The 15,868-nt window shown below is 72.2% G+C and carries 15 protein-coding genes; 6 read left to right on the forward strand and 9 right to left on the reverse strand.

Annotation, left to right across the window (positions count from 1 at the left end):
* The first annotated feature begins 47 nt into the window (after positions 1-47).
* From ABT360_RS06580 to ABT360_RS06595, 4 genes are all read left to right on the forward strand, one after another.
* Entirely contained in the window at positions 48-1,571 is a 1,524-nt protein-coding gene (locus tag ABT360_RS06580) for an MFS transporter (RefSeq protein ID WP_351811694.1), read from the forward strand.
* A 185-nt stretch (positions 1,572-1,756) separates the two neighbouring features.
* Positions 1,757-2,518 (forward strand): DeoR/GlpR family DNA-binding transcription regulator, encoded by a 762-nt coding sequence (locus ABT360_RS06585; RefSeq protein ID WP_351811697.1) that lies wholly within the window; start codon positions 1,757-1,759, stop codon positions 2,516-2,518.
* Positions 2,515-3,453 (forward strand): 1-phosphofructokinase, encoded by a 939-nt coding sequence (pfkB, locus tag ABT360_RS06590; RefSeq protein WP_351811700.1) that lies wholly within the window; start codon positions 2,515-2,517, stop codon positions 3,451-3,453. The genes ABT360_RS06585 and pfkB overlap by 4 nt, the downstream gene beginning before the upstream one ends.
* 10 nt (positions 3,454-3,463) lie before the next feature.
* On the forward strand, positions 3,464-5,884 hold the full coding sequence (locus ABT360_RS06595; protein WP_351811703.1) for a PTS fructose transporter subunit IIABC: 2,421 nt from the start codon (positions 3,464-3,466) through the stop codon (positions 5,882-5,884).
* Between the two features lie 19 nt (positions 5,885-5,903).
* Here ABT360_RS06595 and ABT360_RS06600 read toward each other — a convergent pair whose 3' ends face one another.
* The 3 genes from ABT360_RS06600 to ABT360_RS06610 all read right to left on the reverse strand — a co-directional run bounded on the left by ABT360_RS06600 (position 5,904) and on the right by ABT360_RS06610 (position 9,022).
* Positions 5,904-6,641, reverse strand: a complete 738-nt coding sequence (locus ABT360_RS06600; RefSeq protein WP_444852189.1) for a DUF6227 family protein — start codon at positions 6,639-6,641, stop codon at positions 5,904-5,906.
* Between the two features lie 174 nt (positions 6,642-6,815).
* Entirely contained in the window at positions 6,816-7,844 is a 1,029-nt protein-coding gene (locus tag ABT360_RS06605) for a P1 family peptidase (RefSeq protein ID WP_351811708.1), read from the reverse strand.
* Positions 7,841-9,022 (reverse strand): low temperature requirement protein A, encoded by a 1,182-nt coding sequence (locus tag ABT360_RS06610; RefSeq protein WP_351811711.1) that lies wholly within the window; start codon positions 9,020-9,022, stop codon positions 7,841-7,843. The genes ABT360_RS06605 and ABT360_RS06610 overlap by 4 nt, the downstream gene beginning before the upstream one ends.
* Positions 9,023-9,405: 383 nt before the next feature.
* Here ABT360_RS06610 and ABT360_RS06615 point away from each other — a divergent pair, with 383 nt between their 5' ends.
* Entirely contained in the window at positions 9,406-9,558 is a 153-nt protein-coding gene (locus ABT360_RS06615) for a hypothetical protein (RefSeq protein WP_351811714.1), read from the forward strand.
* On the forward strand, positions 9,555-9,875 hold the full coding sequence (locus ABT360_RS06620; RefSeq protein ID WP_351811876.1) for a hypothetical protein: 321 nt from the start codon (positions 9,555-9,557) through the stop codon (positions 9,873-9,875). Before ABT360_RS06615 ends, ABT360_RS06620 begins: the two co-directional genes overlap by 4 nt.
* Positions 9,876-9,885: 10 nt before the next feature.
* Here the strand turns inward: ABT360_RS06620 and ABT360_RS06625 are convergent, their stop codons facing one another.
* The 6 genes from ABT360_RS06625 to ABT360_RS06650 all read right to left on the reverse strand — a co-directional run bounded on the left by ABT360_RS06625 (position 9,886) and on the right by ABT360_RS06650 (position 15,665).
* On the reverse strand, positions 9,886-10,398 hold the full coding sequence (locus ABT360_RS06625; protein ID WP_351811717.1) for a large conductance mechanosensitive channel protein MscL: 513 nt from the start codon (positions 10,396-10,398) through the stop codon (positions 9,886-9,888).
* Positions 10,399-10,485: 87 nt separating this feature from the next.
* Positions 10,486-10,890 (reverse strand): hypothetical protein, encoded by a 405-nt coding sequence (locus ABT360_RS35340; protein WP_444852187.1) that lies wholly within the window; start codon positions 10,888-10,890, stop codon positions 10,486-10,488.
* Between the two features lie 397 nt (positions 10,891-11,287).
* Positions 11,288-12,154, reverse strand: a complete 867-nt coding sequence (locus ABT360_RS06635) for an S-methyl-5'-thioadenosine phosphorylase (protein WP_351811723.1) — start codon at positions 12,152-12,154, stop codon at positions 11,288-11,290.
* A gap of 75 nt (positions 12,155-12,229) precedes the next feature.
* Positions 12,230-12,559, reverse strand: coding sequence for an FmdB family zinc ribbon protein (locus tag ABT360_RS06640; RefSeq protein WP_351811727.1), 330 nt, complete (start codon positions 12,557-12,559; stop codon positions 12,230-12,232).
* A gap of 68 nt (positions 12,560-12,627) precedes the next feature.
* Positions 12,628-13,908, reverse strand: coding sequence for an MFS transporter (locus tag ABT360_RS06645; RefSeq protein ID WP_351811730.1), 1,281 nt, complete (start codon positions 13,906-13,908; stop codon positions 12,628-12,630).
* Between the two features lie 299 nt (positions 13,909-14,207).
* Positions 14,208-15,665, reverse strand: a complete 1,458-nt coding sequence (locus ABT360_RS06650) for a potassium/proton antiporter (RefSeq protein ID WP_351811733.1) — start codon at positions 15,663-15,665, stop codon at positions 14,208-14,210.
* Positions 15,666-15,868 lie beyond the last annotated feature (203 nt).

A 15,868-nucleotide genomic window follows, 5' to 3' on the forward strand; every position in this document is an offset into this window, starting at 1 on the left:
CGTTCATTAGGACATGGACTGACCTATAAGCCGACTAATTTTGTCGCATGACCTCCACCACCACTCCCTCGCACACCGCTGTGCCCCATGCCGACCGACGGCGATGGCTGGCGCTCGCCATCGTCATGACCGCCGCGTTCATGGACCTCGTCGACGTCACCATCGTCAACATCGCCATCCCCAGCATCGAGCGGGACCTGTCGGCGTCCTTCGGCGCGATCCAGTGGATCACCGCCGGTTACGCGCTGGCCTTCGCGGCCGGGCTGATCACGGGCGGTCGCCTGGGTGACATCTACGGCCGCAGGCGGCTGTTCCTCGTCGGGATGACCGGCTTCACCGTCGCCTCCGCGCTCTGCGGTCTCGCCGCGAGCCCCGAGATGCTGGTCGCCTCCCGGCTGATGCAGGGTGCGATGGCCGCGATGATGGTGCCGCAGGTGCTGGCGATCATCCATGTCACCTTCCCGGCGCACGAGCGCGGCAAGGTGTTCGGGATGTTCGGCGCGGTGGTGGGGCTCGGGGCCGTTTCCGGGCCGCTGCTGGGCGCGCTGCTGACCCAGTGGAACCTGTTCGGGCTGGAGTGGCGGCCGATCTTCCTGATCAACCTCCCGGTGGGCATCGCCGGGCTGATCCTGGGCCGGAAGTTCATCACCGAGTCGCGCGCCGAGAAGACGATGCGGCTGGACCTGGTCGGCGTCGCGCTGGTCACGCTCGGACTGCTGATGCTGATCTACCCGCTGACGCGCGGCCGTGAGCTGGGCTGGCCGCTGTGGGGCCATGGGTGCATGGTGGGCAGCCTGGTGGTGTTCGGGGCGTTCGTGGCGTACGAGAAGTACAAGACGCGCAAGGACGGCTCCCCGCTGGTCGAACTGTCCCTGTTCCGGGTGAAGAGCTTCGCCGCCGGTATCGCGGTGCAGCTGACCTTCGGTGTCGTGATGGGCATCTTCTTCCTGGTCTGGACGCTGTACATGCAGACCGGACTGGGCTGGAGCCCGCTGAAGGCCGGCCTGACCGGCGTGCCGTTCTCCATCGCGGTGTCGGCCGCGGCCGGGATGTCCGTACAGAAGCTGGTCCCGCGCTTCGGGCGGAAGGTGCTTCAGGCGGGCGCGCTGACGATGGTCGCCGGGGTGCTCCTCTACATCTGGGAGGCCGGGCGGTACGGGACGGGGATCGAGCCCTGGCAGATGGCGGCGCCGCTGATCGTGATGGGTGTGGGCATGGGTCTGATCGTGGCTCCGCTGACCGACGCGGTGCTGTCGGACGTGCCGCGTGAGCACGCCGGCTCGGCGTCCGGGCTGATCAACACGACCGGACAGATGGGTACGGCGCTGGGCCTGGGGCTGGTGTCGGTGGTCTTCTTCGGCGCCATCGACGGGGAGCGGCTCGCGCCCGGTCAGGTCGGAGCCGCGTTCGCGGAGGCGTTCCGGGGCGCGCTGTGGTGGGTCGTGGCGGTCCTCGTGGTGATCTTCGCCGTGATGTTCGCGCTGCCGGGGCGCCCGAAGCAGCACATGGAGGCTGCGGCGGCGGCCGACGAGGTGTCTGCCGAGGCGCCGGAGCCGGCGTTGACGCGCTGAGGCTCCAGCCGGCGCCGACGGGCGGGGAGCCCGGCCGCGCGGAGGGCTGACGGCCCGGATCCAGGGATCTTGCGGGTCCCTGGATCCGGGCCTTCCATTTGCCCGAATGCGTTTACTTACCCCCTCTGTGGACGTAGTCTGCTGGTGAAACCACAAACTCGGGCATCGATCGGACCTAAAACCACATGTACGCACCGGAGCGCCAACAGCTGATCCTGCGCCTCGCCCGCGAGGGCGGCCGGGTCGACGTGCTCTCCCTGGCCGAGGAGTTCCAGGTCACGGCCGAGACCATCCGGCGCGACCTCAAGGCCCTGGACCGCGCCGGACTGGTCCGCCGGGTGCACGGCGGGGCCATCCCGGCCGGGCGGCTCGACTTCGAGCCCGACCTCGCCGAACGCGAGTCCACCGCCGCCGACGAGAAGGACCGCATCGCGCGCGCCGCGCTCGCCGAGCTGCCCGAGGACGGCAGCGTCATCCTCGACGCCGGCTCCACCGTGGCCCGCGTGGCCGCCGGGCTGCCCCCCGAGTGCGCGCTTACCGTCGTCACCCATGCCCTGCCCGCCGCCTTCCGGCTGGCCGACCACCCCGGCATCGCCCTCCACCTGGTCGGCGGACGCGTCCGGCACCGTACCCGCGCCGCGGTCGACGCGTGGGCGCTGCGCGCGTACGGCGAGATCCGCGCCGACGTGCTCCTCCTCGGCGCGAACGGGTTCTCCGTCGAGCACGGGCTCACCACCCCCGACCTCGCCGAGGGCGCCGTGAAGCGCGCCATGGTCGCCGCCGCCCGCCGCGTGGTGCTGCTCGCCGACTCGGCCAAGCACGGCGAGGAGCACTTCGCCCGCTTCGGCGACCTCACCGACGTGGATCTGCTCATCACGGACACCGGACTCAGCCCCGAGCACGCGGCGGCCATCGAGGCGACCGGAACGGAAGTCGTACGCACATGATCCTCACCGTCACCCCCAACCCGTCCCTGGACCGGACCTACGAAGTCCCGGCCCTGGAGCGCGGCGCGGTGCTGCGCGCCACCGGCGAACGCATGGACCCGGGAGGCAAGGGCGTCAACGTCTCCCGGGCCGTGGCGGCGGCCGGACACCGTACCGTCGCCGTCGTACCGCTGGGCGGCGCGCCCGGCGCGCTCGTCGCCGAACTGCTGGCCGACGAGGGCATCGAGGTGGCGCCCGTCCCGCTCAAGGGCCACACCCGCTCCAACATCGCGGTCGCCGAACCCGACGGCACACTCACGAAGATCAACGCGCCGGGGCCCTGGCTGACCCCCGGCGAGTCGGAGGCGATCCTGGCGGCGGTCGGCGCCTACTCGCCCACCGCCGACTGGGTCGCCTGCTGCGGCAGCCTGCCGCGCGGCCTCGGACCGGAGTGGTACGCCGACCTGGTCACCCGCGCGCACGGGTACGGCGCGCGGATCGCCCTCGACACCTCCGGGCCGTCGCTGCCGGCCGCGCTGCGCGCCCGCCCCGACGTGGTCAAGCCCAACGCGGAGGAACTGGCCGCAGCGGTCGGCCGCCCCCTCGCCACGGTGGGCGACGCGCTCAAGGCGGCGGAGGAACTGCGTGAAGCGGGCGCCGGCACGGTGCTGGCCAGCCTGGGCGCGGACGGGCAACTGCTGGTGTCCGGGGCCGGTGTCTTCTACGGGTACGCCGCCGTCGGCACCGTACGCAGCAACGTCGGTGCGGGCGACGCGTCCCTGGCGGGTTTCCTCGCCGCGGGCGGCGAAGGACCGGACGCGCTCGCGGCGGCGGTGGCGCACGGCGCGGCGGCCGTGCAGCTGCCGGGCAGCGAGATGCCGACCCCGGCCGACCTGGACCTGTCGGCGGTCACCGTCACCGCCGACGTACCCCTCGACCGAGACCTGAGCGAGTAAGGGAACCGCGATGAGCGACATGATCAGCGCGGACCTGGTCGATCTCGACCTGGCCGCGAACACGAAGGAAGAGGCGGCCCGCTCGCTCGCCGAGCGCATGGTGCGGCTCGGCCGGGTGACCGACCTGGACGGCTTCCTGGCCGATGTGGCGGCGCGTGAGGCGCAGATGCCGACCGGCCTGGACGGCGGCATCGGCATCCCGCACTGCCGCAGCGCCCACGTGACGGAGCCGACGCTCGCCTTCGGCCGCTCGGGCTCCGGTATCGACTTCGGCGCCCCGGACGGCCCGGCGGACCTGATCTTCCTGATCGCCGCCCCGGCCGGCGCGGACGACGCCCACCTGACGATCCTCTCGTCCCTGGCCCGCCGCCTGATGAACCCCGGCTTCACCTCTGCGCTCCGGACGCTGACCTCCTCCGCCGAAGCCGCCGCCCTGATCCGTGGCGACGCCCCGGAGCCGGCCTCGTCGCCCCGGAACGAGGGCACCGCCGCCCCGGCCGGGGGCGCCGTCTCCGGCGAGGGTTCTTCCCGGGCTTCCGGGTCTTCCGGGGCCTCGGGGGCCTCTCGGGCCTCAGGCGCGCAGGGCGCCGTCGACGGAGGTGTCCCGGGGGCGTCTGCCGGCGCACGGGGGAGCACCACCCGGCAGGCCGCCGGGGTGCCTGGCTCCGCCCCTGAAGCCCCCGCCGCGGGTGGGGAGCCGGGAGCGACGACCGGCGACACCGGCGCGGGGCAGGACGCAGCCGAAGGCTCGCCCTCCGACGGGGCACCTGCCGGAGCGGAGGGCGCCCCCGCCGAGGGCGGGACGAGGGCGTCCAGCGGCGGCGAGGCCGCCGCGCCGGGCGGCGCCACCGGATACGGCGCCGCGGCAGGCCCTGCCTCCGCCGGCGAGCCGTCCGGGGCCGGAGGTGCCACCAGAGGGCCGGGGGGAACCCCCGGGGGCGGACCGTCGGTGCCGTTCCGGGTCGTCGCCGTGACGTCGTGTCCGACCGGCATCGCGCACACCTACATGGCGGCCGAGTCCCTGGAGAACGCCGGACGGGACGCCGGGGTCGAGGTGGTCGTCGAGACGCAGGGCTCCGCCGGGTTCACCCGGCTCGACCCCGCCGTCATCGCGGCCGCCGACGGCGTGATCTTCGCGCATGACGTCCCGGTCCGGGAGAAGGAACGGTTCGCCGGGAAGCCCACCGTCGACGTCGGCGTCAAGGCCGGGATCAACCGGGCCGCCGAGCTCATCGCCGACGTCCGGGGCAAGGCCGAACGCGGCGAGGTCACCACCCCGGCATCCCCGGGCACCCCCGTCGAGAGCGCGGGCGAGCCCGGCGAGGGCTACGCCACCAAGCTCCGCAAGTGGCTGATGTCGGGCGTCAGTTACATGGTGCCGTTCGTCGCCGCCGGCGGGCTCCTCATCGCGCTCGGCTTCGCCATCGGCGGCTACACCATCGACAAGGCCCCCTCCGTCGCCGAGCACTTCGCCTGGGGACAGGCCGACAGTTGGGCCGCGCTGCTGTTCCAGATCGGCGGCCTGGCGTTCAGCTTCCTCGTGCCGGTCCTCGCCGGTTACATCGCGTACGGCATGGCCGACCGCCCCGGACTGGTCCCCGGCTTCGTCGGCGGCGCCGTGGCGCTGACCATCAACGCCGGGTTCCTCGGCGGCCTCGCCGCCGGTCTGATCGCGGGCGGGGTGGTGATGGCGATCCGGCGGGTCAGGGTGCCGACGCCGCTGCGCGGCATCATGCCCGTGGTCGTCATCCCCCTCATCTCCTCCGCGATCGTCGGCTTCCTGATGTTCCTGGTGATCGGCAAGCCCATCGCGTCGCTCCAGAGGGCCCTGACCGACTGGCTGTCGGGCCTGTCCGGGGCCAACGCGGTCGTCCTGGGCGTGATCCTCGGCCTGATGATGTGCTTCGACCTGGGCGGCCCGCTCAACAAGGTCGCCTACGCCTTCGCCGTCGGCGGGCTCGCCAGTCCCAATGACGGCTCCCTGAAGGTGATGGCCGCCGTGATGGCCGCCGGCATGGTGCCGCCGCTGGCGATGGCTCTGGCCACGGTGGTGCGCGGCAGGCTGTTCACCAGGGCCGAGCGGGAGAACGGCAAGGCGGCCTGGGTGCTCGGCGCCTCGTTCATCACCGAGGGCGCCATCCCCTTCGCCGCCGCCGACCCGCTGCGTGTCATCCCCTCGGCGATGGCGGGCGGCGCGGTCACCGGTGCCCTGTCGATGCTCTTCGAGTGCACCCTGCGCGCCCCGCACGGCGGCGCCTTCGTCGTCCCGCTGATCGGCAACCCGCTGCTCTACCTCGTCGCGATCCTCGCCGGCACCTTGGTCAGCACCGCACTCGTCGTCCTGCTCAAGGGCCACGCCCGCAAGGCGTCCTCCCCGGCTCCGACCGGTGAGCCGGGCGAGACGCACGAGAAGGTCGCCGTCGCCGCCTGACGCCGGCGGACCCGGTCCGTCAGCGCACGCGTCCCCGCACCCGCGCGCGGAGCTCCATGGCTTCGCGCGCGGAGTGCTCGTCCTCGTACACCTCGCACATGTGCCGGCCGTCCGGGGTCGCCGTGTGCTCCACCTCCCAGAGGCTCGTCTCACTGCCGTCCAGCAGCAGGAACGCGTGCTCGTACAGAGTGAACCCGGCGTCCTTGCCCGCCACGCTGAACTGGCGGCCGAAGACCTGCTTGATGTGGTGGGCGAACGCGCCCCGCAGCCGTGCCGCCACCGCCTCGCCGGGCCGGTCCCCGTTCTCCGCGCGGCGCAGCACCCGGCGCGCGTGGTCCGCCGAATCGTCCGGCACGTACAGCATCGGCGCCGGGGCCACCGGCCGCGCCAGCAGCGCGCCCAGCAGCTCCAGGTCCGCGTCCAGGTCCGCGTCGAAATCCACGTCCACGTCGTCCTCCGGCTCGGAGAACCCGACCGGCAGACGGGAGGCGGCGAGCCGTACGTCGGTCTCGTCCGCGTACAGCTCGTGCTGCTCCAGGGCGTCGCGCCCGGTGTTGTGCACCAGCTCCCACAGCGTCAGCGACGAGCCGTCGGCCAGCAGGTACGTGTGCCGGTACGTCGCCCGGTGGAGCGCCGCGCTGTGGTGCGACGAGTGCAGCGAACTGGCGTGCGCCAGCGCGGAGTCCAGTCGCTCGACCAGCGCGTCGGGCAGGTCGAAGGAGTTGAGCGCCCGCCCCAGGAGGCGCTCGACGTGCATCTCGGTCGTCTCGTCGTTCGGAACGTTCAAGAGGGGTCTCCAGGCCGTCGCCGCGTGTCACTCGATGCTTGCTTAAGGTAGTGCCTGGGTCTGACAACGCGTCCGACTTCCACAAAACGAGGGGCGCGCGGGACGAGTTCCCGCGCGCCCCGCCCAACTCGGTGCCGGCACCCCTCAGTCGAGCCGGTACAGATCGCGGTACGCGGGGAAGTCGCCGCCCGGCCCCGACACCGACCGGGCAGCCAGCACCGCCCGTACGATCGCCCTGGTCACGACGGTGGCACCGGCCGCCAGCACCTCGTTCAGCGCGAGGGGGCCGTGCGTGTCCGGCAGGGGGCGCTCGCCCGTCGCGAGGGTGAACACGGTGTCGCCGTCGTTGAGCAGATGCACCGGCCGCACGGCGCGCGCGATCCCGTCGTGCGCCGTCCCCGCAAGCTTCTGCGCCTGCGCCCGGGTCAGGTCCGCGTCCGTACCGACCACGGCGAGCGTGGTGTTCAGCGGCGGCCAGTCGTTGCGTTCCAGCGCCTCGGCCAGCCGCCGGGCCGCCGCCGCGTGCACCTCCGGGTCCGGGAAGTCCATCGGCCCGTCGCCGTACGCCCCGTACAGCACCCCCGTCAGCGGATCGACCGCCGAGCCCACCGCGTTGGCCACGACCAGCGCCCCGACGGTGATCCCGGACGGCAGGACCGTACTCGCCGTGCCGACCCCGCCCTTCATGCCGCCGATCACGGCCCCGGTCCCGGCCCCCACGGCTCCGCACTCCACGGGGGCGCGGGGCCCCGTCGCGTCCGCCGCCTCCACTGCCGCGCGCCCCGTCGACGCGTCCGGCCGCGCCTTCCAGTCGCCGCCCCGGCCCAGGTCGAACACGCACGCCGCCGGGACCACCGGCACCACCTGAGACGGGTCCGGCCCCACGCGCACACCCCGGCCGCGCTCCTCCAGCCAGGCCATCACGCCGGCCGCCGCCTCCAGCCCGTACGCGCTGCCGCCCGTCAGGACCACCGCCTCGATGCGCTGGACCAGGTTGCGCGGGTCGAGCGCGTCCGTCTCCCGGGTGCCGGGACCACCGCCGCGCACATCCACCGCCGCGACCGCCCCGCCCTCGGGCGCCAGGATCACGGTGGTGCCGCTGAGCGCGTCGTCCCCCGGTACGCGCGCGTGGCCCACCCGGAGACCTGCCACGTCCGTCAGTGCGTCATTCATGCCCCTTGCGTACCACGTGTCATACGGGCGGTGAGCGTGACTCCGACCGCGACGGCCGCCGCCGCGACGAGTCCCGCCGCGAGAATCCCCCAGCGCCCCGCGAACGTACAGAGCAGGATCCCGAGCGCGGCGCACGGCAGTACGAGCTGCTGTCCGATGCCGACCTTGAAGTAGCGCGAGTGCAGCACCCACACCAGCAACAGGAACAGTGCCGACGGCAGTGTCACCGCGGCCGCCGCGGCGGTCACCGACAGGTGGGCCTTGCCGACCGCCTGCTCGACCGCGACCTCGATGCCCGCACCGATCGCGGCCGCCGACGCCAGAATCAGGTAGTGACCGTACCCCCAGAGGAAGGCCTGACGGTTGGACAGCAGGCGCCGGTGCACCGGGACGACGAAGTAGATCCACCAGCCGGCGAAGATCAACAGCAGCCCGCCGGCCGCGATCGGCAGCAGGTCGCCCAGCGCGTCGTTCTCCTCGACGCCCGTCTTCACGGCGACGGTCGCCGCGGCGATGGTCTCGCCGAGCACGATGATGGTGAACAGCCCGTACCGCTCGGCGATGTGGCGCGGGTGCCAGCTGGAGGCGAAGTCCTTCTCCGCGAGCGGCGGTACGGCCATCTCGGCGACGACCATCACCAGGAACACCCAGGGGCGGGCCTCCTGCGGTACCAACAGCACGGCGGTCCAGCCCACCTGGCAGAGCGTCACCCCCGCCGCGTACCGCAGCGCCATCGTCCGCTCCGCCCCGGACGCGGCCCGCGCGGCGCGCACCCACTGCGAGGCGAGCGCGAGCCGCATCACCAGGTACCCGAGCCACAGCAGGAAGAAGTCGTGCTCCTCGTAGGCCCGGGAGACCCCGGCGGCGAGAACCAGGACACCGGCGATCTGGACGAGCGTCGCCACACGGTAGAGGGCGTCGTCGTTGTCGTACGCCGACGCGAACCAGGAGAAGTTCATCCAGGCCCACCAGATGGCGAAGAACACCATCGCGTACCGGGCGATGCCGTCCCCGGCGTGGCCCTCCGCGACGGCGTGCACCAGCTGGACGCCCGCTTGGGCGACCGCCACGACGAAGCACAGGTCGAAGAAGAGCTCCAGGGGCGTGGCGGCGCGGTGCACCTCGTCACGGCTGCGCGAGACGAGGGGCCGCAGGGGAGTCGGGGGAGGGGAGGTCATCCCACCAGAACAGCAGAGAGACCGCCCACGGACGCCATCCGTGGGAAGCGGTCACCCTCGAAGTCCCCAAAACGGGCGAACCGTGGCGTAAGCCCCTACGGTGGTCGCGTGACCGAGCCCTCCGACCCCCCGCCCCAGGGCGACACACCCACCCCGGCGGATCCGGCCCCCACCCCAGCCCCCGACGCCCCGGGCCCCGCACCCACGCCGGACGGAGAACCGGAGCCCGATTCCGCACCCGCGCCCGAGGGCGAGCCCGCGCCCGGCGAGGCTCCTGCTCCGACGGGTGAGCCGGGCCCGGGCAGTCCACCCGCCCCCACGGGTGAGCCCCCGCCCGGTGCGCCACCCGCCCCCGTCGACGCCGACGATCACCGCTGACGCCCATGTGCGAGCTCGCCGCCCGGTTGGGGATCGGCGGACGCTTCCACTTCACCGGCTCCCGCGGCGTCTTCTTCCGTCCCGTCGTCCTCGTCGTACCGCCACTGTGGCCGCTCGACCCCGAAGACCCCGACAACCGGCGTACGCTGGGACTATGAGGACCGCCCCCGCCCCCGGACCGCGTGATTCGAAGACCGAATCGGCGCCGCAGGAAGAGAAGAACCCGCAGAACACGAGGAACACACAGAGTGCGGACAGCGAGGGCAGCAGTCCGGACAGCCCGAACAGTCCGGAGAGCCCGATCAGTCCGGCCAGTCCCAAGAAGAGGACACCGGCGCTGATCTTCGACGATCCGCTGGACCAGCCGTCCGCGGACGATACGGACCGTGGGTGGGGCGAGCGGCCTCCGGCCGGCGGCGACAGCGCCGCCGACCTCGCGCGTTTCCTCGACGAGAAGCCGCCGCACCACCTGTGAGCAGGCGGCCCTAGGGAGTGCGCTCCGAACCGCGCTGCGCCACGAGGGCGTCGCGGATGTCCTTGAGAACCTCGAGTTCGGTGACCTCCAGGGTCTCCTCCACACCCCTCCTCTCCTTCTCCAGCGCCGCCCGGCGGGCCAGGTACTTGGCCATGGGCAGCACCATCAGGAAGTAGACGACGGCCGCGGTGATCAGGAAGCTGAGCGTGGCGCTGAGCACCGAGCCCCACAGGATGGCGACGCCCTGGACGACCTCGCCGCTGTCGTTCACCTGGCAAGGGCCTTTCAGGCAGGACCGGTAGCTCTCCAGGCTCTTGGTGCCGAAGGCGCCGACGATCGGGCTGATCACTCCCTTGACGATCGCGTTCACGATGTTGGTGAACGCGGCGCCGATCACCACCGCGACCGCCAGGTCGATCACGTTCCCGCGCATGAGGAAGGCCTTGAAGCCTTCCAGCAAGTTCTGGTTGTTCTCCTGGCTCACCACGGTGCCCTTCGTCGCATGTGCAGTTGGCGGAGCCATTACGCCGTGCGGCGTGCACTACCGTCCAATCCGTACACACGGACAGGTGAGGTGGCAGCCTCAGTGCGACCCCGCGTGAGCGGTGTCTCAGCACAGCGTCACGGCCAGACTGGACCTCGTCCCCGCGCCCGCCAGCGCGGCGGCGGTCGTACGCGGGACGGACAGCACCACCAGCGCGCCACCGTCGGACGACTCACCGCTGACCTGCGGCACCTTCTCCACGCGAGCGCCTCTGGCCACCACACGGGCGTCGTCGTCACCGTCCGACGAGGGCGAGACAGGCGACGCGATCACGTCGACGCTGTCCCCCGGCCGCAGCAGCCGGACGGTCGCGGCGTCCGCGATCCGTACCGGGGCGGACACCATCTCGACCGGCTTGCGCTCCCGATCCGGCGTCGCTGCGGCCTGTGGTTTGTCCGTCTCGGCGGGCCCACGAGTCCCCGAGGCCGAGGCGGCCAACGCCGCGGCCGTCATGGCCAGTCCTGCCGCCATCGCGCGCCGCCTTCGCCGCACGGCCCGCCGCAGCCGGTGCCGCCCGCCGCGCACCCGCAGCGGCGCGAACTGCGGCACCCCGCACGTCTCGGGCACCGGTGCCGAAGGCCGGCGCGCGTCCGGGGGAAGGGCACCGGGACTGGTAAAAGCACCAGGGCTGGCAAGAGCACCGAGGCTGGGGCGAGAACCGGGACTGGCAAGAGAGCCGGGGCTGGGAAGGGAACGGGACGTCATGGCGACCACCGCCTGTGTAAGAGACCGGGACCGGGTATCAGCTCCGCCGGCATTCCGCCGACGCCCTCACGATCCCGCGCCCCCGCCGATCCCGCTCGGGCCTGTGGACAGCCCCGGCGATGTGGAAAACGCCGTCACCCGCCGGGGTGCCCACCGGCCCTGATCACGGAAGTTCGATCCCCAGGTCCCAGCCGTCGTGCGCATGTGTGCACAGGCAGGAGCGGCTCTCGGTCTCGGGCAGCCCGGCGACCGCGTCGAAGAGCACCTCTCGCAGTCGGCCCACGTTCTCCCCGAACACCCGCAGCACCTCGGTGTGAGAGACGCCGTCCCCGGTCTCGGCGCCCGCGTCGAGATCCGTCACCAGGGCCATCGACGTGTAGCAGAGCCCCAGCTCACGAGCGAGATAGGCCTCCGGGTGCCCGGTCATGCCGACCACCGACCAGCCCATCGCGGCGTGCCACTGGGACTCGGCGCGGGTGGAGAAACGCGGGCCCTCGATGACGACCATGGTCCCGCCGTCCACCGCCTCCCAGCCACGTCCGTGCGCCGCCGCGAGGGCCACCTTGCGGCCGTCGGGGCAGTACGGATCGGCGAACGAGGTGTGCACCACGTTCGGCACGGTCCCGTCCGGCAGGGGCTCCCCGTCGAAGAACGTCTGCGTACGGGTCTTCGTCCGGTCCACCAGCTGGTCCGGCACCAGCAGTGTTCCCGGCCCGTACTGGGGACGCAGGCCGCCCACCGCGCACGGCCCGAGGACCTGGCGTGCGCCGACCGACCGCAGCGCCCACAGGTTGGCCCGGTAGTTGATGCGGTGCGGCGGCAGGTGGTGGCCGCGTCCGTGCCGGGGCAGGAAGACGACCCGGCGCCCGGCCAGCTCGCCGAAGAACAGCGCGTCGCTCGGGCTCCCGTACGGGGTGGTCACCGGAACCTCGGTGACGTCCTCCAGGAAGGAGTAGAAGCCGGAGCCGCCGATGACGCCGATGTCCGCGCGCATGTCCGCGCCGGTGCCTGCAGTCGCTGCGTTCGCCATGCGGGTCACCCTAACGGGGGCCCGGACACGCCGAGGACCCCGCCGTGGGAACGGCGGGGTCCTCGGAAAGCATGATCAGGCGGCGGAGCTGGAGCTTCCGGACGTGCTCGACGTCGCGGGCTTGGAGTCCGACGACGCACTCGACGACGACGAACCCGACGACGAGGAACTCGAGGCGGCACTCGACGAGCTCGACGACTTCGAGGCAGGCGAGCTGCTCGACGAAGCGCCGCGGCTGTCGTTGCGGTAGAAGCCGGAGCCCTTGAAGACAATGCCGACGGCCGAGAACACCTTCTTCAGGCGTCCCTGGCAGCTCGGGCACTCGGTAAGGGCGTCATCGGTGAACTTCTGCACCGCCTCGAGGCCCTCGCCGCACTCGGTGCACTGGTACTGGTAGGTCGGCACTTGTCTTCCTCCTGGCACTCTCACTCAATGAGTGCTAACGACAGTCCATACTGACGTATTCCGCGGGATCAGTCCACCGTCACGGGTACGCGGTGACCGACGCCACGTGCCACGGTCCGGGTCGCCGGACGCGGCGCGAGCCGCGACCGGAGCGTCAGCAGGGTGGCCAGGGCCAGGGCCGTACCGGCCAGCGGGACCAGGAAACCGGCGCTCGCGCCATACCCGTCCGCGAGCCGCCCGGCCACCGTCACGGCGGCCGCCTGGCCCAGCGCCACGGCGCCCGTCAGCCAGGTGAACGCCTCGGTACGGGCGGACGCCGGGACCAGGGACTCGACCAGGGTGTAGCCGCTGATCAGGGCCGGAGCGATGCACAGGCCGACGACCAGGCCGAGCGCCCCGAGCAGCACCACCGAGTGCGCGGACCACAGCAGCGAGGCGGCGACCGTCAGGCCCGCGTAGCCGAGGATCAGCCGGCGACGGGGGCCCGACTTCCAGGCGATGGCGCCGACGGCGATGCCGGCCAGCATGTTGCCCGCGGCGAAGAGCCCGTACAGCAGGCCGTTCATGCCCGGCTGGCCGATCTCCTCGGTGTACGCGGTGAGCGAGACCTGCATGCCGCCGAAGACGGAGCCGATGCCCAGGAAGGCGATGGCCAGGACCCGTATGCCGGGCACCGACAGCGCGGAGACGCGCTCCACGCGCGCGTGGGCGGCGGAGAGGCCGTGGGCCGGCTGCGTCCCGCGCTGGGCGGCGAAGAGCAGGCCGCCCGCCAGCGTCAGCGTCGCCTCGGCGATCAGGCCGGCCGCCGGGTGGACGCCGGTGCACAGTGCGGTGGCGAGGACGGGGCCGACGACGAACGTGAACTCGTCCGTGACGGACTCGAAGGCCGCCGCCGTCGACATCAGGGGCGAGCCCTCCAGCTTCGCGGCCCAGCGGGACCGCACCATGGGCCCGATCTGCGGCACGGAGGCGCCGGTCGGCACGGCCGCCGCGAACAGGACCCACAGGGGCGCGTCCGCCAGAGCCAGCGCCGTGAGGGCCGACACCGACAAGGTGTGGACGAGTACGCCGGGAATCAGGACGGCGCGCTGTCCGAAGCGGTCGGCGAGCTTGCCGCTCTGCGGCGCGAACAGAGCCATGGAGACGCCGGTGAACGCGGCGACGGCGCCGGCGCTGCCGTACGAACCGGAGGTGTGCTGCACCAGCAGGACGATGCCGATCGTCAGCATCGCGAAGGGCTGCCGCGCCGCGAAGCCGGGCAGCAGGAACGTCCAGGCTCCCGGGGTGCGCAGGAGCTGCCCGTATCCAGGACGCTTGACAGCGTCAGACGTAGTGACCGTGGATGCCACGGCCCGTGCCTTTCTGCCGCCTGGTAGCGCTCCCCTGGGTGTCGGGAGCCGCCGAGAGCTGTCCTCTTGCGCGGAACTGCGGTAGATGCCGGGCCCCACTGCGAGGGAGCGTCACGGCCGCCATACGGTCGCGCCAGCTCTGCGTCAGGCAGAGTTGGTCGATCAGTGTGCCTTCATGGTACAGGGGCCAGCGGGTGTGGCGCCTGTGAAATGGCCAATACGAGGCAGGCGTCACCTCCGATTAACCGAATGTTTCCCTTCCGGTGTCCCTTTTCGCCCTCTTCGCCCTTTCCGCCCTCTCAGCCGCCTCTGTTCCCGCCCGTCCCCAGCCAGCCGGCCAGCTTGCCGCCCTGACCCACCGCCCGCAGCCGCCGCTCGGCCGCGTCCCGGACCGGGTCCGTCGCCACCACCAGCAGTTCGTCACCGCGCCGCAGCGCGGTCGTCGGCGACGGTACGAAGCTCTGACCCTCCCGTACGACGAGGGTGACGGCCGCGCCAGGGGGCAGCCGCAGCTCCGCGACCTCCACGCCGTGCATCTTGGACGCCTCCGGGATGGCCACCGACAGCAGGTGCCCGCGCAGCCGCTCCAGGGGGGCCGACTCGACCCCCAGGTCGGCGGCCTCGGCCGAGTCGCCCAGCCGCAGCGCCCTGGCCAGCCACGGCAGGGTCGGGCCCTGCACCAGCGTGTAGACGACCACGAGCACGAAGACGATGTTGAAGATCTTCTCGCTGCCCTCGATCCCGGACACCATGGGGATGGTCGCCAGGATGATGGGCACCGCGCCGCGCAGCCCCGCCCAGGACATCAGTGCCTGCTCCTGCCAGGGGATGCGGAAGGGCAGCAGGCTCAGGGAGACGGACAGCGGCCGCGCCACCACCGTCAGCACGAGCCCGACCATCACCGCCGGCCAGAAGTCGTCGAGCAGCTCGTGCGGGGTCACCAGGAGGCCGAGCAGGACGAACATGCCGATCTGGGCGATCCAGCCCAGGCCCTCGGCGAAACCGCGGTTGGCGGGCGCGTGCGGCAGCTTGGCGTTGCCCAGCATCACGGAGGCCAGGTAGACCGCGAGGAAGCCGCTGCCGTGCGCCATGGCGCCGGCCGCGTACGCCACCACCGCGATCGCCATCACGGCGATCGGGTACAGGCCGGAGGCGGGCAGGGCCACGTGCCGCAGTCCGAACGAGCCCAGGAATCCGATCGCCAGTCCGATGGCGGCGCCGATGGCCAGCTCCATGGCGATCGTGCCGAGCAGCATGTACCAGCTGTCGACCGGGCCGACCGTCGAGAAGGCCACCACCAGGATCACGACAGGGGCGTCGTTGAAGCCGGACTCGGCCTCCAGGGTGCCGGTCACGCGCGAGGGGAGGGGCACCTTGCGCAGGACGGAGAAGACGGCGGCGGCGTCCGTCGAGGAGACGACGGCGCCGATGATCAGTGCCTGCCGCCACTCCAGGCCCACCCAGTAGTGCGCCGCCGTGGCCGTGACTCCCACGCTCACCGCGACGCCGACGGTCGACAGGACGGCCGCCGAGGGCAACGCGGGTTTGATCTCCTTCCACTTGGTTCCCAGGCCACCCTCGGCCAGGATCACCACAAGCGCGGCATAGCCGATCACCTGGGTCAATTCGGCATTGTCGAAGTGGACATTGCCGATCCCGTCCTGCCCGATGGCGATCCCGATCCCGAGGTAGAGGAGCAGGCTGGGGAGCCCGCTGCGGGAGGAGATCCGCACCGCCGCGACGGCGACGAGCAGCACGAGCGAGCAGATGAACAGGAGCTCGTTGAGCTGGTGGACAGTCAGTGGCCAACCCTTTCCTCATATGCACGCCGGATCGTTCCAGCCGCGGTACTTCGTTACCTTACCTAATCATTAACGTTTCCTTGACGCCCGGGCCGGGTGGGCGGCGCCTGTGTGGAGTCCCTGCGAAGGGGCTCCTTACTGACACCGCGTCCGGGCCG

Origin of the sequence: Streptomyces sp. NPDC000229, assembly GCF_040300825.1 — a bacterium.
Taxonomy (GTDB): domain Bacteria; phylum Actinomycetota; class Actinomycetes; order Streptomycetales; family Streptomycetaceae; genus Streptomyces.